The sequence below is a fragment of the Nocardioides sp. 503 genome (genome assembly GCF_004522095.1).
Lineage (GTDB): Bacteria > Actinomycetota > Actinomycetes > Propionibacteriales > Nocardioidaceae > Nocardioides.
Genome location: NZ_SPUI01000003.1, coordinates 746,300 through 768,295, shown reverse-complemented (window position 1 = coordinate 768,295; position 21,996 = coordinate 746,300). Strand labels below are relative to the sequence as shown.

Here is a 21,996-nt window from a genome sequence, read left to right as displayed (position 1 = left end):
AGTAACTACAGATCTGTAATTCGTGAGCGGCGCGGACACCCTCCCCCTGCGGCTCAGGCGGCCTCGGCGGCCAGTGCCTCCACCTCGGCCGGCTCGGGAGCCACGGCGCGCGCCCGCACGGGCCGCAGCATCGTCACCGCGAGGACGAGCGCGACGGCCGTGAAGCTGGCCGACGTCAGGAACGCCTCGCGCGCGCCCGGCAGGAACTCGCCGGGCACGGCGCCCGCGGCGTAGACCGACACGATGACGGCGACGCCCACCGCGCTGCCGAGCTGCTGCGTGGTCTGCAGCAGGCCGGAGGCGGCACCGGCGTGCTCGGGCTCGACGTCGGCCAGGGCCGTCGCGGTGACCGGCATGAAGACCAGCCCGGCGGAGAGCCCGTTGAGCAGCATCGGCAGCAGGACGGCGCCGGCGTAGGAGCTGTCGGCCCCGACCTGGCTCAGCAGGACGAAGCTGGTCGTGAGCCCCAGGGTGCCGGCGACGACCAGCACGCGGGCGCCGAAGCGCGCCATCAGCCGGGGGGTGAAGCGCGACACGGTGAAGATGCCGAGGCTGAGCGGGAGGAACGCGAAGCCGGACGCGAGCGGGCCGAAGCCCAGGACACCCTGGACGTACTGGACGACCAGGAAGAACATCGACAGCTGCCCGCCGACGACCAGGGCCATGACCGCCAGGGCGGCCACGCGACGGCGGCTGCGCAGGAGCCGGGGCTGGATCATCGGGTGCGCGACGCGGGTCTCGGTGAGGGCGAGCGCGAGGAGCAGCAGGACGCCGACGGCGAAGCCGCCGAGCGTGCGCGGGGAGGTCCAGCCGTGGTCCGGGGTGCCGATCAGCGCCCAGACCAGCGAGACCGCGCCGAGGGTGGCGGTGACGGCGCCCACGACGTCGAAGCGGCCCGGGCGGCGCGGGGTCTCGGTGACGAAGCGGCGGGCCAGGACGAGCACCACCAGGCCGATCGGCACGTTGATGAACAGCGTCCAGCGCCACGAGCCGACGTCGGTGACCAGCCCGCCGAGCAGCAGGCCGAGGGAGGCGCCGCCCGAGGAGACGGCGGCGAAGAGGGCGAGCGCGCGGTTGCGGGCCGCCTCGTCTGGAGCGCTGGTGGTGAGCAGGGCCAGGACGCTGGGCGCGGCGAGGGCCGCGCCGACGCCCTGGGCGGCGCGGGCCGCGACCAGCTGGCCGGGCGTCTGGGCCAGGCCGCCCAGGAGGGAGGCGACGGTGAAGAGGGTGAGGCCGACCTCGAAGAGGCGCAGCCGGCCGCGGACGTCGCCGAGGCGACCGCCCAGCAGCAGGAGCCCGCCGAACGCGAGCGTGTAGGCGTTGAGCACCCAGGACAGGGAGGCCGGGCCGAAGCCGAGGTCGGTGTCGATGCGCGGGAGCGCGACGTTCACGACGGTGGCGTCGAGCACCAGCATCAGCTGGGCGACGAGGACGATGGCGATGCCCGTGGCGGCGCGGCCGGCGTCGGGCGGGAGGTCGGCCGGCAGGTCGGTGCCGGCGGTGCGGTGCGAGGTGACGGACATGTGGTGAGTCCTGTTCTGGCCGGTCAGGCCGGTGTACGCTAGATGTGGAGATCGACTCCGGTTCTCCACCAGCATACGGAGAGTGTCTCCGGTTTTGCAAGAGCAGAGAGGAAGTCCGCCGTGCGCGCCGACGCCAAGCGCAACTACGACCGCATCGTCGAGGTCGCGCGCGAGGTCTTCCGCGAGCAGGGCTACGACGCCTCCCTCGACGAGGTCGCCAAGCGCGCCGGGGTAGGCCCGGGCACGCTCTACCGCCACTTCCCGAAGCGCGAGAACCTCCTCGACGCGATCATGCAGAGCTGGGTCGACCGCATCGACGAGGCCGCCGACAAGGCGCTCGCCGACGAGCGGGAGCCGCGCGAGGTGCTGCTCGGCTGGTTCGAGTCCTACGTCGAGCTGATCAGCGCCCACAAGGGCGGCCCGGCCAAGATCACCTCCGCGATGGGCGACCCGGAGTCCCCGATCCGCACCAAGTGCGAGGTCCTGCGCTCCGCCGGCGGCCGCGTGCTGGCGAGCCTGCAGGAGGACGGCGCCCTGCGCGACGGCGTCGACAGCACGCAGGTCGCCCGCCTCGTCGGCGGCGTCGCCACGGTCGCCGACCAGGGCGAGCTCGCGGCGTCCGACGTGCGTCCGCTGCTCGAGGTCGTTGCCGACGGGCTGCTCAGGTAGGTCCCGTCGTGCGGGTCACGCAGGCGTGTCGCGGACCTATGCTCACCGGATGACGCAGAGGGGCTCACGGGCAGGTCTCCTCGCCCTGACCGCCCTGGCGACGTGCCTGCTCGCGTGCGGTGCGCCGGAGGCTCGACCCGAGCCGGCGCCACGCTCGTCGTCGCCGGCCGGACCCAGCGGGCTCGACGAGCGTTGCGGCGACCGGCTGCCCCGCGACGCCGAGGTCGCCGCCGTCGAGCTGGCCGCGGCCGGGGGGCACCTGGTCGCCGCCGCCGTCACGTCTCCCGCGCACCCGTCTCGCACCGGCGTGGTCCTGCTCCCTCAGATCGGGTCGCCCGGACTGTGCGGATGGCTGCCGTACGCCGCCGAGCTCGCCCGGCGCGGCGCCGTCGCCCTCGCCGTGGATCCCTGTGGCTACGGCGAGTCCGACTGTCCCAGCGACGTCGCCATCGCCGAGCAGGTCACGCTCGCGGCCGACCACGTGCGGAAGACCGCGGGCGTCACCCGGGTGGTGGTGGTCGGGGCGTCCATGGGTGGCGCCCAGGCAGTGCGTGCCGTGGCCGGTGGGGCCGAGGTGGATGCCTGGGTGGACATCTCGGGCCCCAGCGCCTGGGAGGGGGAGTGGCTCCTCGATCTCGCGGACCGTGTCCGGCTGCCCGGCATGGTCGTCCGAGCCCCCGACGACGGCAGCTCCGACGAGCTCGACCGCGCCGTGGCGCTCGCCCGACGCGTCGACGCCACCTTCGTCCGGGCACCGTCCGGCCACGGGTGGGAGCTGGTGCTCGACCCGAGCGGCCGCATGACGGGCATCGGTCGCAGGGTCGCCGCGTTCGCGCTGGGCGACGGTCCGCTCACGTAGGACGCGGGCGCGCCAGCAGCGAGGCCGCGACGCCGAGCGTCACGATCGCCGCACCCACCAGCAGGTGTGCCGTCACCGGCTCGCTGAGCACCAGCGCGCCCAGCACGACGGCCACCACCGGGTTGACGTAGGCATAGGTCGCGACCGTGGTCGTCGGCAGCGTCCGCAGCGCCACGACGTACGCCGTGAGCGCCAGCAGGGAGCCCGGGCCCACCAGGTAGGCGAGGGCGAGCAGCGACCGCAGGCTCACGTGTCCCGCGTCCAGGTCGCCGAGCTCGCCGGTGACGACCGCCGCGGCCAGCAGCGCGGCTCCCCCGGTCAGCATCTGCAGGGCGGCGCTGTGCAGTGGGTCGGCCGGCAACGACAGGCGCCCGGAGACCACCGAGCCGAACCCCCAGCTGGCGCTGCCCACCAGGAGGATCACCAGTCCCGACGTCGAGCCGACCCCGCCCCCGCCGGGGTGGACCAGGACGGCGACGCCCACGAGCCCCACGGCCAGGGCCGCCCCGCGGACCGCTCCCACGTGGCGTCCGTTGAGGACCCGGTCGGCGACGATCATCCACAGCGGCACGGTCGCGACCAGGAGCGCGGCGACACCGGAGGGCACCGACTGCTCCGCGACGCTGACGCCGCCGTTGCCGATGCTCAGCGTCATCACGCCGACCACGGCCGCCGCGGCCCACTGCCGCACTCGTCGGGGCGCGTCCGGCCCCGCCGCAGGCGCGGCCGGCCCGCGACGGCGCGAGACGACGGCGTACATCAGGGCGCCGGCCACCAGGTAGCGGGTCCCGGCGAGCAGCAGGGGCGGGACGGTCTCCACACCGATCGCGATCGCGAGGTAGGTCGAGCCCCAGACGACGTAGACGACGAGGAGCGAGGTCCACGGCAGCCATCCGGGCGAGGAGGCGAGGGGGCGGAGCGGCGAGGCGGTTTGAGTCATGGCGGGACTTCCGGTGGTGGGAGCACCAGCCTCGCGGCCGCGAGGCTCGGCCACGAGTGGCAGAAGTGACACGATGCGTACACTTTCGGCCATGCACACCGTAGCCCTGGCGGTCACGGACGGCGTCCCGGTCTTCGAGGTCGCCGCGGCCTGCGAGGTCTTCGACCGGGAGCGGCCCGACCTCGTGGACCCCTGGTACGACTTCCGCGTCTGCGCCCCGGCGGGGACCCGGTTCGGCGGGTGGTTCGACGTCGCCACGACGCACGGTCTCGACGAGCTCGCCCGGGCCGACACGGTGATCGTGCCGGCGTCCCGCGACGTCCACCGGCCGCCGCCGGCCGACCTGGTCGAGGCGGTGCGCGCCGCCTACGACCGAGGCGCCCGGGTCGCCTCCGCCTGCTCCGGCGCCTTCGTGCTCGCGGCCGCGGGGCTGCTGGACGGGCGGCGGGCCACGACGCACTGGATGTGGGCGGACCTGCTCGCCGCGACGTACCCCGACGTCGAGGTGGACGCCGACGTCCTCTACATCGAGGAGGGCCGGATCCTCACCTCCGCGGGCACGGCGGCCGCGCTCGACCTCTGCCTGCACCTCGTGCGCTCCGACCACGGCAGCGCGGTCGCCAACGAGCTCGCCCGCCGGCTGGTCGTGCCGCCGCACCGGGCGGGAGGGCAGGCGCAGTTCATCAGCACGCCGGTGTCGAGCTGCGGCGACGACGCGGTCGCCGACACGATGGCGTGGGCGCTGGCCCGCCTCGACCAGCCGATCACCGTCACCGACCTCGCCCGCGAGGCCGGCGTGAGCCCGCGCACCCTGGTACGGCGCTTCCACGACAACGCCGGCACGACGCCCCTGCAGTGGCTCCACGCGCAGCGGGTCCGTCGCGCCGAGGAGCTGCTCGAGTCCACCGACGACAGCGTCGAGCTCGTCGCCTCCCGGTCGGGGATGGGCACCGCCGCCACGCTGCGCCGGCACTTCTCGCGCGCGGCCGGCGTGCCTCCGGAGACCTACCGCCGGACCTTCCGTCTCGGGGCGCCTGGCGAATCGGCGGGCGGCCGGGAGCGCCGGTAGATTGACGCCGTGACCGAGACCCGTCCCGAGACCCGCGCCACGCTCGACACCGTCTCGGTCGCCGCCGAGGACCCGGCCCGCGACCAGCCCTGGGCGGACCTGGGCCTCAAGGCCGACGAGTACCAGGAGATCCGCGAGATCCTCGGGCGCCGCCCCACGAGCGCCGAGCTCGCGATGTACTCCGTCATGTGGAGCGAGCACTGCTCCTACAAGAGCTCCAAGGTGCACCTCAAGCAGTTCAGCGAGATCCCGCAGGTGACCCCGGCGGGGCGGATGCTGGCCGGCATCGGCGAGAACGCCGGCGTGATCGACGTCGGCCAGGGCTACGCCGTGACGTTCAAGGTCGAGTCGCACAACCACCCGTCGTACGTCGAGCCCTACCAGGGTGCCGCGACCGGCGTCGGCGGCATCGTCCGCGACATCCTCGCGATGGGCGCGCGCCCGGTCGCCGTCATGGACCCGCTGCGCTTCGGCCCGCTCGACGCCGACGACACCCACCGCGTGCTGCCCGGGATCGTCGCGGGCGTCGGCGGCTACGGCAACATGCTGGGCCTGCCCAACATCGGCGGCGAGGCCGTCTTCGACGAGACCTACCTCGGCAACCCGCTCGTCAACGCGCTGTGCGTCGGCGTGCTGCGCCACGAGGACCTGCACCTCGCCAAGGCCTCCGGTGTGGGCAACCAGGTGATCCTCTACGGCGCCAAGACCGGCGGCGACGGCATCGGCGGCGTCAGCATCCTGGCCTCGGAGACCTTCGAGGACACCGGCCCGGCCAAGCGGCCCAGCGTCCAGGTCGGCGACCCCTTCATGGAGAAGCTGCTCATCGAGTGCACGCTCGAGATCTTCGCGGCCGGCCTGGTCGCCGGCATCCAGGACCTCGGCGGCGCCGGGCTGTCCTGTGCGACCTCCGAGCTGGCCAGCGCCGGCGACGGTGGCATGCACGTCGACCTCGACACCGTCCCGCTGCGCGACTCCACGCTCGCTCCCGAGGAGATCCTCATGAGCGAGTCGCAGGAGCGGATGATGGCCGTCGTCGAGCCCGACGACGTCGCGGCGTTCCTGGCGATCTGCGCCAAGTGGGAGGTCGACGCGACCGTCGTGGGCGAGGTGACCGACACCGGCCGCCTGCAGATCGACTGGCACGGCGAGCGCGTCGTCGACGTCCCGCCCCGCTCGGTCGCCCACGACGGGCCGACCTACCACCGGCCGTTCGCGCGGCCCGACTCCCAGGACGTGCTGCAGGCCGACACCGCCGAGGCACTGCCGCGTCCGAGCACCGGCGACGAGCTGGCTGCGACCGTCCTGCGGCTGGTGGCCTCGCCCAACCTCTGCGACAAGTCGTGGATCACCGACCAGTACGACCGCTACGTCCGCGGCAACACGGTGCTCGCCCAGCCCAGCGACAGCGGCATGATCCGCATCGACGAGGAGACCAACCTCGGCGTCGCGGTCTCCACCGACTGCAACGGCCGCTTCGCGCGGCTCGACCCCTACACCGGCGCGCAGCTGGCGCTCGCGGAGTCCTACCGCAACGTCGCCACCGGCGGCGCGGTCCCGCTGGCGATCTCCGACTGCCTCAACTTCGGCTCGCCCGAGGACCCCGCGGTGATGTGGCAGTTCGCGGAGGCCTGTCGTGGCCTCAAGGACGCCTGCCTCGAGCTCGGCATCCCGGTCACGGGCGGCAACGTCAGCCTCTACAACCAGACGGGCGAGACCGCGATCCTCCCGACGCCGGTGGTCGCCGTGCTCGGCGTCATCCAGGACGTCACCCGGCGCACGCCGTCGGCCTTCGCGGCCGCCGGTGAGCGGATCCTCCTGCTCGGCGACACCCGCGAGGAGCTGTCGGGCTCGGAGTGGGCGCACGTCGTCCACGGCCACCTGGGCGGCCTGCCGCCACGGGTCGACCTGGCGCGGGAGAAGGCGCTCGCCGAGCTGCTCCACGAGGGTGTCGGCCTGCTGACCAGCGCCCACGACGTCTCCGACGGCGGGCTGGCGCAGACGCTGGTCGAGGCCGCCCTCCAGCGCGACATCGGCGCGACCGTCTCGCTGCCGGGCGACGCGTTCCTCGCGCTGTTCGCGGAGTCGGCCGGCCGCGTCGTCGTCACCGTCGCCGCCGACCGTGCCGACGATCTCACCGCGCTCGCCGCGCGCCACGGCGTCCCCGTCACCGACCTCGGCGTCACCGGCGGTGACGCGCTGGTCGTCGACGGGCAGTTCGACCTCCCGCTGGGCGAGATCCGCTCGGCGTGGACGGCCACGCTGCCGGCCGCCCTTGGCTGACGACCTCGTCGTCTCCCGGTCGCTGGTCATCCCGGCGGCCGAGCTGTCCGAGCGCTTCTCGCGCTCCTCGGGTCCCGGCGGGCAGGGCGTGAACACCGCGGACACCCGCGTCGAGCTCTCCTTCGACCTGGCGTCCTCGCCGTCGGTGCCGGCCTACCTGCAGGAGCGGATGCTGGCCCGCCTGGCTCCCCGGCTCGTCGACGGGGTCGTCACGATCGCGGCCAGCGAGCACCGCACCCAGCTGGCCAACCGCCGCGCGGCGCGCGAGCGCCTGGCCTCCCTGCTGCGCGACGCCGCGCTCCCGCCGTCGCCGGAGCGGCGGGCGACCCGCCCCACCCGCGGGTCCAAGGAGCGCCGGCTCGGTGCGAAGAAGCGCCGCGGTGACATCAAGAAGGGCCGACAGGGGCGCTTCGAGTGATGAGCCGACGTCTCCTCCTGGGCGCCCCCGTGGTCGGGGTGCTGGGTGCGCTGCTGTCCGGCTGCGGGGAGGATGAGCCGGTGACCACGAGCGACGGACCCCGCGACGGCCGGGTGGACTACGGCAACGACCCCAGCCAGTTCGGCGAGCTCTACCTGCCGGGCGGGCGGCCCCGCGGCGTCGTCGTGGTCATCCACGGCGGCTTCTGGCAAGGGCAGTACGACCGCACGCTCGGACAGCCGCTGGCCACGAGCCTGCAGGCGGCGGGCTGGGCCGCGTGGAACCTGGAGTACCGCCGGCTGGGCAACGGCGGTGGCACGCCGGAGACCTTCGACGACGTCTCGGCCGGCATCGACAAGCTCGCCGAGCTGGACCTCGACCTGGGGACCGTGGTCGCCCTCGGCCACTCCGCGGGCGGTCACCTCGCGGCGTGGGCGGCCGGTCGCGGCCGCGACGGTGGCTGGCCCGACCGGGTGCCGGTGACGGCCGTGGTCTCGCAGGCCGGTGTGCTCGACCTCCGGGCTGCCCAGGCCGACGGGCTGGGGGGCGGAGCGGTCGAGGCGTTCCTGGGGCACGCGCCGACCGCGGCCGATGCGCCGTACGACCCGCAGCAGCAGCTCCCGCTGGAGGTCCCGGTGTGGTGCGTGCACGGCCGCGACGACGACATCGTGCCCCCGAGCCAGTCCGCGGCGTACGTCGAGGCGGCGCGGGAAGCCGGCGGGGAGGCCGAGCTCGTGGAGGTCGACGGCGACCACTTCGTCGTCATCGACCCCGAGTCCGACGCATGGACGAAGACGCTGGAGATCCTCGACACCCTCGGCTGAGCCGCGGGTGGGGGCTCAGGCCGGCGGCAGGGTCGAGATCTTCTGCCAGATCTTGCGCGACATCCCGGTCGTGAGGTCCTCGATGGAGTTGACCGTGTCCAGCACGACCGCGTCGCGCGACTCCTCCGCGCACAGGGCGGCCGTCTTGCCCACGAGGCTGAGCATCTCCGAGCAGTAGTCGAGGTAGCGCTCCATCTCGTCGCGCGTCATGTCGGCCGGCTGGCTGGCCGGGGTCGGGACGAACGAGGGCCGCAGCTGCTCGGGGTCCTTGGTGAGCTGGTGCATGTCGATGATGTGGGCGGTCGAGCGGAGCTGGTGGAGCAGCGCCAGGACGCGCCCGCGCTGCAGCCGCTCGGGGAAGCTCCACAGGAAGAACACCGCGATGCCGGCGAAGACCAGGTCGTTGATGACCGTCTCGATCAGCGGCAGCACCTCGAGCGAGCTGTCGAAGACGCCGTCGAAGCGCAGGGTGTCGCGGACCGCGAGCACGAGCGCGACCACGGTGCCGGCGAGGATCGTCGCCATCAGCGCCCGCGAGACGAGCCGCGCCGTGCGGATGCGGCCCTGCGCCTCGCCGGCGCCGGACTCCACCTCGTCGATGATCAGCAGCAGGTCGCCGGCCACCTTGCGCAGCCCCCGCTCGGGGAACCGCGCCGCGATCCGGTCCTGCAGCCGGGTCACGGTGCTCCGCACCGGCCCCGCCTCCAGCGGCTCGTGCAGGTCCCGGGTCACGGGACGCAGCCTAGACGCCGTCGGCGGGACCGGCGTCGCCTCAGCTGGAGCCGCGCATCGCCTTGAGCCCGACGACCAGGCCGAGAGCGGCGGTGAGGGCGGCGGCGAGGAACCCGTAGGCGACGGTGTCGGCGGGGAGGTCGCCGGCGAAGAGGGCGCGCTCGGCCTCGACGACGTACGTCAGCGGGTTGAGGTCGGAGGCGACCTGAAGCCACCGCGGGGCACCCTCGAGCGGGAGCAGCACGCCCGCGAGCAGCAGCAGCGGGAAGATCAGGGTCTGCTGGACCGTCCAGAACATCCAGTCCTGGTCCTTGGCAGCCAGCGCCAGGGCGAAGGACAGCGACCCGATGCCGATGCTGAACAGCGACAGGACCGCCGCGCCGACCAGGATGCCGAGCGGGTGCAGCTCGAAGCTGAACGGCGTCACGACGGCCACGATGATCACGGTCTGCATCAGCATCGGCACGACCTCCTTCAGGGCCCGCCCGACCAGCAGCGAGGACCGGCTCAGCGGCGAGACCAGCAGCCGCTCGTGGGAGCCGCTGGTGATCTCCTGCATGAGGCTGGCGCCGGTGAAGCTGGCGCCCATCAGCGCGGTCATGGCGACGATCCCGGGGACGAACCACTGCAGCGCCGAGCCGTCGCCCACGTCGGGCAGCAGGGGCGCGAAGAGGCCGAGGAAGACCAGCGGCTGCACCATCGCGAACAGCACGGAGGCGGGCTCGCGGAAGACGGGCCGCAGCTCGCGGACCATGACGTTCCAGGTGTCGGCGACGAAGCCCGGGGCCGACGGCGCCTCGGGGGCGGAGGGCTGGACCGGGGTCCGGGTGAGGGTGGTCATGCTGCTGCTCCTTCGGTGGTGGTGTCGGCGCCGGTCTCGCGCAGGCTGCGGCCGGTGAGGTCGAGGAAGACGTCGTCGAGCGTCGGCCCGGCGACCTCCAGGCGGGTCGCGGGCGTGCCGGCCGCGGCCAGGTCGGCGACCAGGCCGGGGGCGAGGTCGCGGCCGTGGGCGACGCGGATCACGAGGTCGCTGCCGCGCAGCTCGACCGAGGCGCCGTTTACGCGCTCGGCGCGCGCAGCACCGGCGGCGGCGTCGGCCGCGGACCCGAAGCCCAGCGAGACCAGGTCGCCGAGGGCGGACTTGAGCCGTGAGGCGGTGTCGTCGGCGATGACCAGGCCGTGGTCGATGACGATCACCCGGTCGGCGATCGCGTCGGCCTCCTCGAGGTAGTGGGTGGTCATCACGATCGTCGTGCCGACCTCGCGGTTGAGCCGCTGCACCTGCTCCTGCAGGTTGACGCGGTTCTGCGGGTCCAGGCCGGTGGACGGCTCGTCGAGGAACATCAGTCGCGGCGCGTGCACCAGCCCGATGGCGACGTCCAGGCGGCGTCGCTGCCCACCGGAGAGGGTCGAGACCGGGCGCATCGCGTGCTCGGTCAGGTCGAAGGCCTCGAGCAGCTCGTCGGCCCGGGCGGCGGCCGCGGCCCGGCCCAGCCCGAAGGAGCGGGCCTGGCTCACGACCTCGTCGCGGCCGCGCTGCTGGTGGCCGGCGGCGTTGCCCTGACCGACGTACCCGATGGAGCGGCGTACGTCGCGGTGCTCGCGCACCACGTCGTGGCCGGCGACCTCGGCGGTCCCCGACGTGGGCGGGATGAGCGTGGTCAGCATGCGCAGCGTCGTGGACTTGCCGGCGCCGTTGGGGCCGAGGAACGCGACGAGCTCGCCGTCGGCGACCTCGAGGTCGAGGCCGCGCACGGCCTCGACGGTCTGGTGGTGACGCGTGAAGTGGCGGGTGAGGCCGCGCGTCCGGATCACGGGGGTGGGTGTGGTGGTCATGGGGACGACGCTAGGAAGCCATCAGGACAGTTTCCGTCCGCAATCGGACCTAGTCTGGGGACATGTCCACCAGCGCCCGGATGCTGCGGCTGCTCTCGCTGCTGCAGACGCACCGCTACTGGCCCGGCGGCGAGCTCGCCGACCGCCTCGAGGTCAGCGGCCGCACGCTGCGGCGCGACATCGAACGCCTGCGCGACCTGGGGTACGCCGTCGACGCGGTGCGCGGCGTGGCCGGCGGCTACCAGCTCCGCGCGGGCGGGTCCCTGCCGCCGTTGCTGCTCGAGGACGAGGAGGCGGTCGCGATCGCGGTCGGCCTGCAGCAGGCGGCGCACGGCTCCGTGTCGGGCATCGAGGAGACCTCGGTGCAGGCCCTGACCAAGGTGATCGCGCTGATGCCGCCGCGGCTGCGCCGCCAGATGGACGCGCTGCGCTCGCAGACGGACAACCTGGTGTGGGGAGCGCCCTCCGCGGTCGACCCGGCCATCCTCACCGCGCTCGCGCAGGCCTGTCGCGACGACGAGCCGCTCCACTTCACCTACACCGCCCGCGACGCCGAGCCCACCGAGCGCTGGGTCGAGCCGCACCGGCTGGTCTCGCTCGGCCGCCGCTGGTACCTCGTCGCCTACGACCGCGACCGCCAGGACTGGCGCTCCTTCCGCGTCGACCGCATCGAGGCGCCGCGCGCGACCGGCCAGCGCTACCGCCCGCGCGAGCTGCCGGGCGGGGACGCGCTCGCGTTCGTGCAGGCCGGGATCCGCCGGATCCCCCAGCGCTACGACGTGCGGGTACGCGTCGCGGCCGACGCCGAGGAGGTCGCGCGCGTCGTCGCCCGCTGGGGCGAGGTCACGCCGTACGACGGGGGGTGCGTGCTCACGATGAGCGTCGACGACCTGCACTGGCCGGTCATGGTGCTGGCCCAGCTCGGTGCTGAGTTCACCGTCGAGTCGCCCGACGAGCTGGTCGAGATGGTGGCGCGGGTCGCGGAAACGTTCGCGCGGGCCTTGGTCTAGGCAAGGCTCGTCGCCGCCTACTTGACCCGGACCGAGGTCTTCTTCACCCGCTGCTTCACCGTGTAGGTCGTGGTGGAGGACGAGAAGGTCGAGGCAGGAAGGGTGACGGTGACGCGAGCCCGGGCGCCGACCTTTGCCTTGCTGCCCAGCGCGAACGTCACCGGCCGGCCGTTCCTGATCGTGATCGTCCTGGTCGACCTCACCCCCTCGAGTCCGGTGACCACGATCTTGAGCCTCGTGTCGAGCAGCTGCTTCGAGACTCCCGGGACCGACAAGGAGACCGTCAGCCTCTTGCCCTCGACGGCCTTGACGGCGACTGCCGCTATGGCTGACTTGATGGTCTTGGCGATCGACACCCTCACGGCTGCCGACGTGGATCCCGATGCCAGCCGAGTGTCCTGCGGGGTGAACACCGCCGTCAGTGAGGGGCTGGAGCCGGGAGTGAACACCATGGCCGAGGTGGCAGCGCCGGTCGACGGATCCACGTCGGCCACAGCCAGTGTCCGTCCTCCGGTCAGGAAGCTGATCTTGCCGGGGAAGCCCTCCGTGACGGTGGCCGAGAGCGTGCGCTTCGTCCCGGATCCGGAGACCTGCAGCCTCGTCGACGTCGCGACCGGATTCGCGACCACAGCCTCGGTCGTGGTGGAGACCGCCGAGGTGGGCGCATAGCGGTCCGCGGTCCCCGTGACCCGCACTGCGAGACGATGACCGATGTCCTCGACGCCCGCCAGGTAGGACACGTCGGTCGCGCCCGCGATCGGCTCGCCGGCACGCAGCCACTGGTAGGTGAACGCCGCTGCCGGCGCCCAGTCGGGAACGCTCGCGGTCAGGCGGTCGCCGACCTTCGGCGAGGCCGTGTCGATCACCGGTGCCGGCGTCTGGGCGAACTGCGCCACCGAGGAGCTGCCGGTCAGCGCGACGCGTGTCTGACCGCCTTCGACGTTGCTCGCGATGACGAGCTCTGCCGAGGAGGCGGCCCTGGGCCGCTTCGGGACGAAGCGCACCACCACGGTGTAGCTCTGACCGACGGCAACGGTGGTGTTGCCTGCGGTCGTCCCATCGATCTCGAAGTCATCGGCGGCGACGCCATCCGTGTCGGTCACCGAGATGGCACCGACAGCCAGCGGCTTCATCCCCGTGTTCACGAGGGTCACCTGCTGGGGCTCGGAGGTCGCGCCCGGTTTCTGCTCCGCGAAGGCGAGCGGGCCACTCGCCGTGGCGCTGACGCCGAGACCTCCTGGCAGGGTCACCAGGTCGGTGCGGGACTTGCGCAGCCGGGACTGCAGGATGTCCTTCTGCTGGCCTTCCAGGAACGCCGCCTGGAAGTCGGTGTAGAGGGGATAGCGCTCCACCCATTCCGCTTGGTAGCTGGGCTGGTACAGCGCGACGTAGCCCTGATCCATGAGGAGCCGGATCTGCTGGCCGGCGGCCAGGTTGTCCGGGACCTCTCCGATGCCCTCCCACTGGCCGACGGACGCGCCAGTGGGGTTCAGCTCCTGCGGCAGCTCGGTCGAGAGCTGCTGCGGCGTCGACTTCGGATCTCCGTTCCAGTACCAGAGCTTCTGACGCTGTGCCTCAGTCACGGGGAAGGCGTCGTTGACCGTCGTGTCTGCGGACAGGATCAGGTACTCATTGGCCTTGTTCCTACGGATCTCGCGGATGCTGTGACCGCCGAGGTCGAGCTCGATCGGCGGGCCGAACTTCGCCTTCGTGGCGGAGCCGCCGGTCAGCTGGACGATGTTCGTCACCGGGACGATGAGCGCGTCGCCCCCGGCCTTGCCGCCGACGAGCGGTGTGCGGAACCCGAGGTAGAGGGTGGTTCCGTTGGGGGCGAACTCGGCGGCCTCGGCGTTGAACGCGTCGGGCCCGTTGGGGGTCTTCCCCACTGCTGTGCCCGCGGCGAAACCGTAGCGGTCGCCGTTGGCCTGGTCCCAGTCGACGAGGTCGTTGCGCAGGTTCGCGTACATGCCGACCGGTGTCAGCTTCGCGTTGGCCCCGCTGCCGCTGATCCGGGTCTGGAGGACCTGGTGACGACTGGGCTCGACCTCACCCTTGCGGCTGTTGCCGAGCGAGCCGAGCCAGAACACCAAGTTGCCCGTGCGCGCGGAGGACTCGTAGTCGACCTCGCCACCAAGCTCCGTCCCCGCGGAGAACTCAGCGACCGGCACGCCACTGGTCTCGGGGTCGTACAGGCGGATCAGCTCGTGCTCGTCGTCTGCCACGAAGAGGTGCCCGTCACCCGCGGCGATCGAGGTCGAGGCGTCGCTGGAGGTCAGCAGGAAGCGACTCGTCGGCGTCGCCTGCTCCGAGGCGTAGTAGTCCAGCGAGTACGAGGCCGTCTTGCCGCCGGCGCCGGTGACGGTGAACACCACCGTCGAGTTGCCCAGCTGAGCCGGGTCGAAGCTGGCGTGGCGGTTGCTGCCAGCGCCGCTGACCGATACCTGGTCACTTGCGGTGAACGCCGGGTAGCGTGCGCCGTTGGCCTCGACCTCAGCCGTCACGACGAGCTGATCGGGATCCACCGGCGTCGCTCCGTCAGCGCCGACCTGGGAGACCACCAGATCGAGCCCGGGGTTGGTCGGATCATCGACCACTCCCGACATGGCGTGGGAGCTGTCGACGGAGGCACCCACCGGCTGCGGGAAGTGCGCGAGGATGACGGGCAGCCGCGCTTCCTCGTCGGCCGCAGCGGCAGAGTCGGGGACGTTGAGCACGGATGCGGCCAAGGCGATGCCGAGGGCGCCGGTCAGGCCGTGACCTACACGGGCCGCAGATCGCGGCCGCCGCTTCTGCGTGGGTGTCGAGGACGTGGACGAGGAGTTCATGGGTCTTTCCGTTCAGTGGGGGAGGACGAAGGGGCGCAGGTCTGGACCTGCGCCCCTTCGGGAGCAGGTGCTCAGCTAGCGGATGGCCACCTTGACCGTCTTCGTCGCCTTGCGGACGGTGTAGGTGGTGAACCCCACGGTCTTGATGATGCTCGGCACCGAGACCGAGACCGTGACCTTCTGGCCCTTCCTCAGCTTCGCCGCGTTCTTGCCCCTGAGCTTCAGGGTCACGGTGCCGTTGCCCAGCGTGGCTCTGAAGGTCCCCACGCCGGTCACCTTCACCGTCACCCGCTGGTTCAGGTAGGCCGAGGCCAGTCCCGGGGCGGACACCCGGATCGAGAGTGCCTTGCCCCTGACCGACTTCGCGCTCACCTGCGGCGTCACTGATGTCGACGCGATCGAGGTGATCGTGATCGACCCGGAGCGCGAGCCGAGGAACGCCTCGGGGTCGCTCGGGGTGAACACCGCCTGGATGCGGTGCGAGCCTCTCGCAAGCGTGACCGAAGCAGTCGCTTCGCCGTTCACCGGCGTCACCGTGGCGAGCTTCGTGCCACCTCGGACGAAGTCGACGGTCCCCGGCACGTTCGGCGTGACCGAGGCCGTCAAGCGTGCCGTCGTACCGCTGATGGAGGCCGAGAGATCGACAGCCGTAGCGGACCTGCCGTCCTGACCGTCTTCACCGTCCTCGCCGTCTTCACCGTCCTCCCCGTCCTCGCCGCTCGGCAGCTCACCGGAGGTGCCGACCAGCGCGAAGGTGCTCTCGCGACCGTCCACATTGCTCTGGACGACCAGCGTGGCGTTGGACTCGGCGTTGACGCGCGACGGGGCGTAGCGGACCCGCACAGTCGCCGACTCTCCTGGCTCCAGGGTGGTCCCCGTGAGCTGGTCGCGACTGATCAAGAACTCATCGCCTGACACGTTGTCCTCGTCAGTGATGCGAAGACGGTCGACGATGAGCGGGTTCGAGCCGGTGGCCGTCACCGTGATCTCCTGCGCCGCACCGATGGTGTTCGCTGCCTGCTCCGGGAACTCGTCCGGACCATCGATCTCGCTGAGCACGTCGACGGCCCCGTCGAGCACGAAGCTGTCGATGCGCGACTTCCGGGTGTTGGCGTACTGGTCGTCCTTGTTCAGGTTGATACCGCTCGCGTAGAGCCGGTCGTCGCCCTGGTCGAGCATCAGGTCGATCTTCTGCCCGGGCGCAAGCTTGCCCGGGAGCTCGCCGATGGCCTCCCAGATGCCCGGAGCGACGTTGAAGCCGGGCTCGACGTCGAGGGGGACCTGAGTGGTCAGCTTCGCCGGGCGCACCGACGGGTCGCCCTTCCAGTACCAGAGAGCACTCTCGGTGTTCAGCGAGTCGCTACCCGCGGTCGCACTGAGGATCAGGTACTCGCCCAGGTCGTTCTTGCGGATCTCGCGGATCGTGTGGCCGCCGAGGTCGAGCAGGATCGGCTCGCCGAACTCGGCCGTGGCGCCCGTGCCCTCGTTCAGCTCCGTGATGTTCTCCACCGGAACGATGAGCGCCTTGCCGTCGAGCGCCGCCGGAACGATCGGCGCCCGGAAGCCGAGCCACAGCTCGCTGCCATCGGGCGAGAACTCGGACCCCTCGATGGAGAAGCCGTCGAGCACGGTCGGCCGCTTGCCGGAGGCGGTGCCGGCAGCGAAGCCGAAGCGGTTGCCGTTCGCCTGGTCCCACGCCACCAGGTCGGTGCGCAGGTTCCGGTACGGGGTGCCCGAGGCCTCCAGCTTGGCGTCGGCCCCCACACCACTGACCTCGGTCCGGACGATGGTCTGTCGGGTGGCATCGAGCCCACCGGACGCCACATTGCTGTGGGAGCCGAGCCAGAACACCGTGTCGTCGATGCGTGCCGACGACTCGATGCTCGGCTTGTTCCCCGTCAGGCTGAGCAACCTCAGTGGCAGAGCCGACTTCCGACTGTCATACAGTCCGACCGCTCCGCCCCGATCCTCCTCAGAGACGAACAGGTGCCCGTCCCCGGCGCTGATCGCCGTGGACGCCTCGGCGGTGCCCTGCAGCACGCGGCTCGTCGGCGTGGTGGCACCGGAGACGTAGTAGAGCAGCGTGAACTTCGCGGTCTTGCCATGGGGGCCGGTGACGGCGAAGGTGAGGGTCGAGTTCCCCTTGGTCTTGGGCGTCAGCGTGACCGCCCGGTCGGTTCCGGTTCCGGCGATGTCGATCCCGCCGACGTCGATCACGTTGCGTGCGCTGCTGGCCACGGCGACGTCGAGCTGCGAGGGGTTGACCGGATCACCGTCGGCGTCCAGCATTCCGACCGACAAGGTCAGACCGGGATTGGTCGGGTCACCGAGCACGGCCGACTGACGGTACTGCGAAGCCCCGTAGAAGGGGAGCTCGATGTCGCTGATGATCGCCGGGGCGTCCGCCTCCCAACTCGCAGCGACGACGTCGCTCTGCGCTGAGGTGCCGCGCTGGCCGGTGCCCTGGGCGTGGAGACGCACGGAGATCTTCGAGCCGAGATCGGCCATGGTGAGCTCGTAGCCCGACGCGGACTCGGTGGTGTAGGTGCCACTCGCGCCGTCGATCGGCACACCGTCGCGGAGCCACTGGTAGCTCAACGTCGGCGTGCCCGTGTACCAGGAGCCCGCAGTGGTGGTGAGGATGGCGCCGACCTGCGCGCCGCCGCTGATGATGGGCGCGTCCGCGACAGCGGCCGCCTCGGGATCGGTGTAGAACAGCACTCTCCAGGACGGCGAGACGTCGATCTCTTCCCGGGTGGGGTCTGCCACTGTCAGGGTGCCCGTGGCCACGTCGTAGTTGCCGTCCGCGGCCGGACTCACCTCGATGGGCTCAGTGGCCGAGGCCGCCTTGAGGGCCACGGTGAGGTTCGCGCCGTACGAGCCGACGAAGATGTTCTGTGAGTAGGTCCTCGGCGTCACGCTCCAGCTCTGGAACGGGCTGAGATCGGCGATCCGGTTGCTGCTCACGTCCACCGAGGTCACACCCGCGGCGCCGATCGGCGCGAGCAGGGACGCGTCGGAGATGCGGTTGCCGGCGAGATCCAGCCGCGTCGCCCTGGTCGGGTCGATCTTGCCCACGATCGCCGACGGGTCGACGATCCGGTTGCCTCTGAGGTTCACGTCGTTCGCGTCCGGCATGACCGGCAGGCCGCTGAGATCGGCGATCTGGTTGTTGCTGAGGGTGAGCGAGGTCAGGGCAGTGAGCGTGGAGAGCGGGGAGACGTCCGAGACTCGTGTGTACTGCAATGACAGGCTCTGCAGCTGCGTCAAAGCGCTCAGCGGCGTCAGGTCCTTGAAATAGCCGGGATGCGTGTTGAACTCGGTGGGCAGGTAGAGCGTCGTGACGTTGGTGAACGCCTCCAACCCGGTCAGGTCGCTGATGCTGCCCATCTCGTCGACCTGGCTCGGACCGGCGTAGAGAGCTGTCACCTTCAGCGCGTCGGCCTCGGTGATGTCCCGGCCCGGGGGTCGCGTCGGGTCGATCCCGTAGTTCAGCCAACGCTTGAGCTCGGGGTCGGGGATGTTCACGGTGTCGCCGTCGGCTGCCTGTGCCGCCTGCGGCATGGCGGTCTGCCCGACCAGGGCCACGGCTGCCGCAAGAAGCACTGCCAGTAACGCGCGGAGGATCGTTCTCGACCCTCGGCGTGCGGAATGAGCGCTGTTCATCAGGATGGTCTTCCTCTGTCGTGTGGGTGCCTAACCGCGGCGAAGCAAGCGCGCGGACCGGGAACGACGTATGCCTCCGAGACCATGCGACGCGTTCAAGAGACGACCGTTCCCCGGTGAACGTAGGAGCCCTCTTACCCGGCCAGCAGGAGGCAACACGGCGAAATGAGCCAGCCGGCACCCCGATCGTGAGCGGCGGGCGACCGGGGGCCGCGCTCACTAGGGTCGTCACATGCACCTGCGCTGGCGCCTTGCTGTCGTGACCGGGGCCGGCTCCGGCCTCGGCCGCGAGGTCGCGCTGCGGCTTGCTCGTGTGGGGGCCTCGGTGCTCGTGGTCGACCGCGACCTCGCCGCCGCCGAGGACGCGGTGGCCCAGCTGGAGCTCTGCCGGGTCAAGGCGTGGTCGCTCCAGGCCGACCTCGCCGAGGACGACGCCGTACGGCTGGTCGCCGCCCGCGCCCGTGACCTCGGCGGTGCAGACCTGCTCGTCAACAACGCCGGCGGCTGGACGTCGGGAGAGCAGTACCCAGCGGCGTCCTCCGCCGCGTGGGGTCGCACGCTGGCCCTGAACCTCCGGGCGCCGATGCTGCTGACCCAGCTGTTCCTCGACGATCTCGCGCACCGCGGCGGACGCAGCGACGAGCCGGGCGCGGTGGTCAACGTGTCCTCCAGCGCCGCTCTCGGTCACGAGGCCTACGGCTCACCCGAGTACGCCGCCACGAAGGCCGCGCTGGTGCGGTTCACGACCGCCATGGCCGGCGAGCGCCGTGCCCGCGTCACCTGCGTGGTGCCCGGCTGGGTGGGCCTGGACCGGGCGGTCGCCCAGTGGGAGGCGCTCCACGAGTCGGAGCGGGAGGGGCTGCTGCCGCTGGTCGCGCCGGAGCTGGTCGCCACCACCGTGGTCGGCCTGCTCCGCGAGGGCGTCGGCGGCACCATCGTCGAGCTGCCCGGCGGCGAGCCGTCTCGGGGGCGGTGAGCTGCCCGGGGCCGAGGGGACGTCCCCGGTCAAGCGGCGAACGACGCGGTCCTGGGCTGGCTCGGTGCGGGCGACGCGGTCGCCCACTCCGAGGGCTTCGGCACCGAGCGCACGGGGCGGCTCGAGGTCGGCACGAGCGCCACGAGGACGCACAGTCCCGCGATGGCGGCGGTGGCGGCCGCGCCGCCCCACAGCGACAGGGTCAGCCCGGCGACCACGGGAGCAAGCGGCATCGCCGCCATCGAGACGAACTGGGACGCCGACTGGGTCCGGCCGAGCAGCTCCGGCGGGGTGATCGAGAGCCGGTAGGACTGGATGCCGGCGTTGCCCGCCGGGTTGAGGAAGATGCCGACGGACATGGCGACGGCCACGACGACCGGGTGGTTGACGAAGATCATCGGGACGCTGAGCGGCACGAAGCTCCAGGCGACCAGCACGGTGAGGCGACCCGTCGGCATGCGCTCGATGAGCCACGGGGCCGCGAGGGCGCCGAGGATGCCGCAGGCGCCGCCGGCGGTGGAGACCAGCGCGATCGCGACCGGCTCGAAGTCGCCCTGGATCAGGCGCAGCACCGCCAGGAAGAACAGGGCGTTGACCACCAGGTTGGAGAGCGCGGCCCACGCCGTGAGGACCCGGAAGAACGGGTGGCGGGCGATGAAGACGACCCCTTCCCGCAGGTCGAGGAGCACGCGCCGCCGCGGACCGTCGTACGCCGGCGGGGTGAGGTCGGCCTCGATCCGGCCGAGCAGCACCCAGGCCAGGGCGAAGCTCGCCGCGTCGACCGCGAACGGCAGCCACCGCGTCATCGCGTAGAGCAGACCGCCCACCGGGGCCCCGACGAGGCCGGCGACGTGCTGGCGTGCCTGGATCTGCGAGAGCGCGGTCGGGAGGTCCTCGCGCGGCACGACCGCGCGCACCGCCGCCATCTCCGAGGGCGAGAACACCCCGGCAGCCACACCCGTGAGCAGCGCGACCGCGAACAGGTGGGGGAGGGCCAGCGCCCCTAGAGCCCCCGCCAGGGCGAGCGAGGTGTAGAGCAGCACGCCGGCGCCGCTGGCGCCGCGCATCAGCCGGCGCCGGTCGACCCGATCGGCGAGGACGCCCGCAGGCAGCAGGGCCGCGGCCATGCCGCCGAGGAACAGCGCCTCGGCGGCCGCCGCGTGCAGGGCGGAGCCGGTCGTCGCGTAGGCCACGAGGGGGAACACGAACATGCTGATCTGGCTGCCCAGCTCGCTGACGGTCTGGCCGACCCAGAGGGCGGTGAAGTCGCGGTTGCGGGCGAGCGTGCGGAAGCCGGTCATATCCGCAACATTACATGCGCAATACATGTTGCGCAATAGATGGTGCGGATCTTGGTAGGGTGGTGCGGTGACCGAGAAGCAAGCCGCGCACGACCCGATCGTGCTGCGCGCGATCGCCCACCCGACCCGCAACCGGATCCTCGGCGAGCTCGGCGCGGCCGGCCCGCTGCGCGCCGCCGACATCGCCCGCGAGCTCGGCATCCCCGCCAACCGCGCGAGCTTCCACCTGCGCCAGCTGGCCAAGTACGGGCTGATCGAGGAGGACGCCGGCGCGGCGCGCGATCGGCGCGACCGGGTGTGGCGCCTGTCCGGCGACGGCGAGCTGGACGTCAACCTCGGCGCCATCGAGGCCGCGCCCGGTGGCAAGGCCGCGGCCGGCGTGTTCCGGCGGTCCGCCCAGGGCTGGGCCCACCACGTCGTCGACAGCGCGCTGGCCCCGCGGCCGGACCCGGACAGTTACCGCTCCACCAGCGAGCACAGCGTCAAGCTCACCAAGGACGAGGCGCGCGAGCTCAGCGAGGCGCTGCGCGAGGTCGTGGAGCAGTGGGCGGCGCGGACCCGCGCCGACGCCGCCGGTGGCGGCGGGCCGGACCGCCGCACCTACCTGCTGTACTCCGTGCTCCAGCCCTACCCCGACCTCCCGGAGGACTGATGGCTCCCCGACTGCGGGTCCTCACGCCCGACGAGCTCGCCGCCGCCGTCGAGGCGGTCGACCACCGCGCGCTGACCAAGCACTTCATGGCGGTGCTCGAGCAGCGGGCACCCGGGCACTCGGTGGAGGTGCGGGTCCCGCCGTACGCCGCCGTGCAGGTGATCCCGGGCGTGCGCCACACCCGGGGCACGCCGCCGGCGGTCGTCGAGATGGACGCCGCCACGTGGGTCGCACTCGCCACGGGCGAGCTCACCTGGCAGGAGGCGGAGTCGGCAGGACGCGTCCGTGCCAGCGGCCAGCGCGCCGACCTCACGCCGTACCTGCCGCTGGGCTGAGCGGCTCCTTCGCCGATCGGCTGCGGCCACGGCGTGAGGTGTGCCAGAGTGCAGATCCCCCCGATCCAGCTCTCTCCCGGT

At 72.2% G+C, this 21,996-nt stretch carries 18 protein-coding genes; 10 read left to right on the top strand and 8 right to left on the bottom strand.

All coding sequences use genetic code 11. The features are described from left to right. Positions 1 to 53 precede the first annotated feature (53 nt). Positions 54 to 1,523 carry an MFS transporter gene (locus E4622_RS10950; protein ID WP_134740216.1) on the bottom strand — a complete coding sequence of 490 codons (1,470 nt, stop codon included), beginning with the start codon at positions 1,521 to 1,523 and terminating at the stop codon, positions 54 to 56. Positions 1,524 to 1,643: 120 nt separating this feature from the next. Between E4622_RS10950 and E4622_RS10945 the strand changes: the two genes are divergently transcribed. Together E4622_RS10945 and E4622_RS10940 are read left to right on the top strand one after the other, a co-directional pair. After that, a complete protein-coding gene (locus E4622_RS10945; RefSeq protein WP_134740215.1) occupies positions 1,644 to 2,192 on the top strand; it encodes a TetR/AcrR family transcriptional regulator in 549 nt (182 codons plus the stop codon). A gap of 49 nt (positions 2,193 to 2,241) precedes the next feature. Then, positions 2,242 to 3,051, top strand: a complete 810-nt coding sequence (locus tag E4622_RS10940) for an alpha/beta hydrolase (protein ID WP_134740214.1) — start codon at positions 2,242 to 2,244, stop codon at positions 3,049 to 3,051. On the opposite strand, the gene E4622_RS10935 is transcribed toward E4622_RS10940, so the two are convergent. After that, complete coding sequence (locus E4622_RS10935; protein ID WP_167736049.1) at positions 3,044 to 3,991, bottom strand: EamA family transporter; 948 nt, start codon at positions 3,989 to 3,991, stop codon at positions 3,044 to 3,046. The genes E4622_RS10940 and E4622_RS10935 overlap by 8 nt on opposite strands. Before the next feature lie 91 nt (positions 3,992 to 4,082). Here E4622_RS10935 and E4622_RS10930 point away from each other — a divergent pair, with 91 nt between their 5' ends. Genes E4622_RS10930 through E4622_RS10915 form a run of 4 tightly spaced genes read left to right on the top strand, consistent with a single transcriptional unit; the run spans position 4,083 to position 8,582 of the window. Further along, positions 4,083 to 5,060, top strand: coding sequence for a helix-turn-helix domain-containing protein (locus E4622_RS10930; RefSeq protein ID WP_134740212.1), 978 nt, complete (start codon positions 4,083 to 4,085; stop codon positions 5,058 to 5,060). A 9-nt stretch (positions 5,061 to 5,069) separates the two neighbouring features. Beyond that, positions 5,070 to 7,340 carry a phosphoribosylformylglycinamidine synthase subunit PurL gene (gene purL, locus E4622_RS10925; protein ID WP_134740211.1) on the top strand — a complete coding sequence of 757 codons (2,271 nt, stop codon included), beginning with the start codon at positions 5,070 to 5,072 and terminating at the stop codon, positions 7,338 to 7,340. Continuing rightward, positions 7,333 to 7,758 carry an alternative ribosome rescue aminoacyl-tRNA hydrolase ArfB gene (gene arfB, locus E4622_RS10920; RefSeq protein ID WP_134740210.1) on the top strand — a complete coding sequence of 142 codons (426 nt, stop codon included), beginning with the start codon at positions 7,333 to 7,335 and terminating at the stop codon, positions 7,756 to 7,758. Before purL ends, arfB begins: the two co-directional genes overlap by 8 nt. Continuing rightward, complete coding sequence (locus E4622_RS10915) at positions 7,758 to 8,582, top strand: alpha/beta hydrolase (RefSeq protein WP_134740209.1); 825 nt, start codon at positions 7,758 to 7,760, stop codon at positions 8,580 to 8,582. Before arfB ends, E4622_RS10915 begins: the two co-directional genes overlap by 1 nt. A gap of 15 nt (positions 8,583 to 8,597) precedes the next feature. On the opposite strand, the gene E4622_RS10910 is transcribed toward E4622_RS10915, so the two are convergent. Genes E4622_RS10910 through E4622_RS10900 form a run of 3 tightly spaced genes read right to left on the bottom strand, consistent with a single transcriptional unit; the run spans position 8,598 to position 11,150 of the window. After that, positions 8,598 to 9,314: a hypothetical protein gene (locus tag E4622_RS10910; RefSeq protein WP_134740208.1), complete on the bottom strand. Its 717-nt coding sequence runs from the start codon at positions 9,312 to 9,314 to the stop codon at positions 8,598 to 8,600. 40 nt (positions 9,315 to 9,354) lie between these two features. After that, positions 9,355 to 10,155 carry an ABC transporter permease gene (locus E4622_RS10905; RefSeq protein WP_134740207.1) on the bottom strand — a complete coding sequence of 267 codons (801 nt, stop codon included), beginning with the start codon at positions 10,153 to 10,155 and terminating at the stop codon, positions 9,355 to 9,357. Beyond that, positions 10,152 to 11,150 carry an ATP-binding cassette domain-containing protein gene (locus E4622_RS10900; protein WP_134740206.1) on the bottom strand — a complete coding sequence of 333 codons (999 nt, stop codon included), beginning with the start codon at positions 11,148 to 11,150 and terminating at the stop codon, positions 10,152 to 10,154. Before E4622_RS10900 ends, E4622_RS10905 begins: the two co-directional genes overlap by 4 nt. Before the next feature lie 62 nt (positions 11,151 to 11,212). Between E4622_RS10900 and E4622_RS10895 the strand changes: the two genes are divergently transcribed. Continuing rightward, positions 11,213 to 12,160 carry a YafY family protein gene (locus tag E4622_RS10895; protein WP_134740205.1) on the top strand — a complete coding sequence of 316 codons (948 nt, stop codon included), beginning with the start codon at positions 11,213 to 11,215 and terminating at the stop codon, positions 12,158 to 12,160. Between the two features lie 17 nt (positions 12,161 to 12,177). Here E4622_RS10895 and E4622_RS10890 read toward each other — a convergent pair whose 3' ends face one another. Both E4622_RS10890 and E4622_RS10885 read right to left on the bottom strand, forming a co-directional pair. Further along, complete coding sequence (locus E4622_RS10890) at positions 12,178 to 14,985, bottom strand: hypothetical protein (RefSeq protein ID WP_134740204.1); 2,808 nt, start codon at positions 14,983 to 14,985, stop codon at positions 12,178 to 12,180. 75 nt (positions 14,986 to 15,060) lie between these two features. After that, positions 15,061 to 18,573: a leucine-rich repeat domain-containing protein gene (locus tag E4622_RS10885; RefSeq protein ID WP_209021872.1), complete on the bottom strand. Its 3,513-nt coding sequence runs from the start codon at positions 18,571 to 18,573 to the stop codon at positions 15,061 to 15,063. A 310-nt stretch (positions 18,574 to 18,883) separates the two neighbouring features. Here E4622_RS10885 and E4622_RS10880 point away from each other — a divergent pair, with 310 nt between their 5' ends. Next, entirely contained in the window at positions 18,884 to 19,627 is a 744-nt protein-coding gene (locus E4622_RS10880; protein ID WP_134740202.1) for an SDR family oxidoreductase, read from the top strand. A 29-nt stretch (positions 19,628 to 19,656) separates the two neighbouring features. On the opposite strand, the gene E4622_RS10875 is transcribed toward E4622_RS10880, so the two are convergent. Further along, positions 19,657 to 20,928, bottom strand: coding sequence for an MFS transporter (locus tag E4622_RS10875; protein ID WP_134740201.1), 1,272 nt, complete (start codon positions 20,926 to 20,928; stop codon positions 19,657 to 19,659). A gap of 67 nt (positions 20,929 to 20,995) precedes the next feature. On the opposite strand from E4622_RS10875, the gene E4622_RS10870 reads away from it, so the two are divergent. Together E4622_RS10870 and E4622_RS10865 are read left to right on the top strand one after the other, a co-directional pair. Next, the gene (locus tag E4622_RS10870) at positions 20,996 to 21,580 is read left to right on the top strand and encodes a helix-turn-helix domain-containing protein (protein WP_134740200.1); all 585 of its coding nucleotides are present in this window, start codon (positions 20,996 to 20,998) and stop codon (positions 21,578 to 21,580) included. Beyond that, entirely contained in the window at positions 21,580 to 21,915 is a 336-nt protein-coding gene (locus E4622_RS10865) for a sterol carrier family protein (RefSeq protein WP_134740199.1), read from the top strand. The genes E4622_RS10870 and E4622_RS10865 overlap by 1 nt, the downstream gene beginning before the upstream one ends. Positions 21,916 to 21,996: the final 81 nt, after the last annotated feature.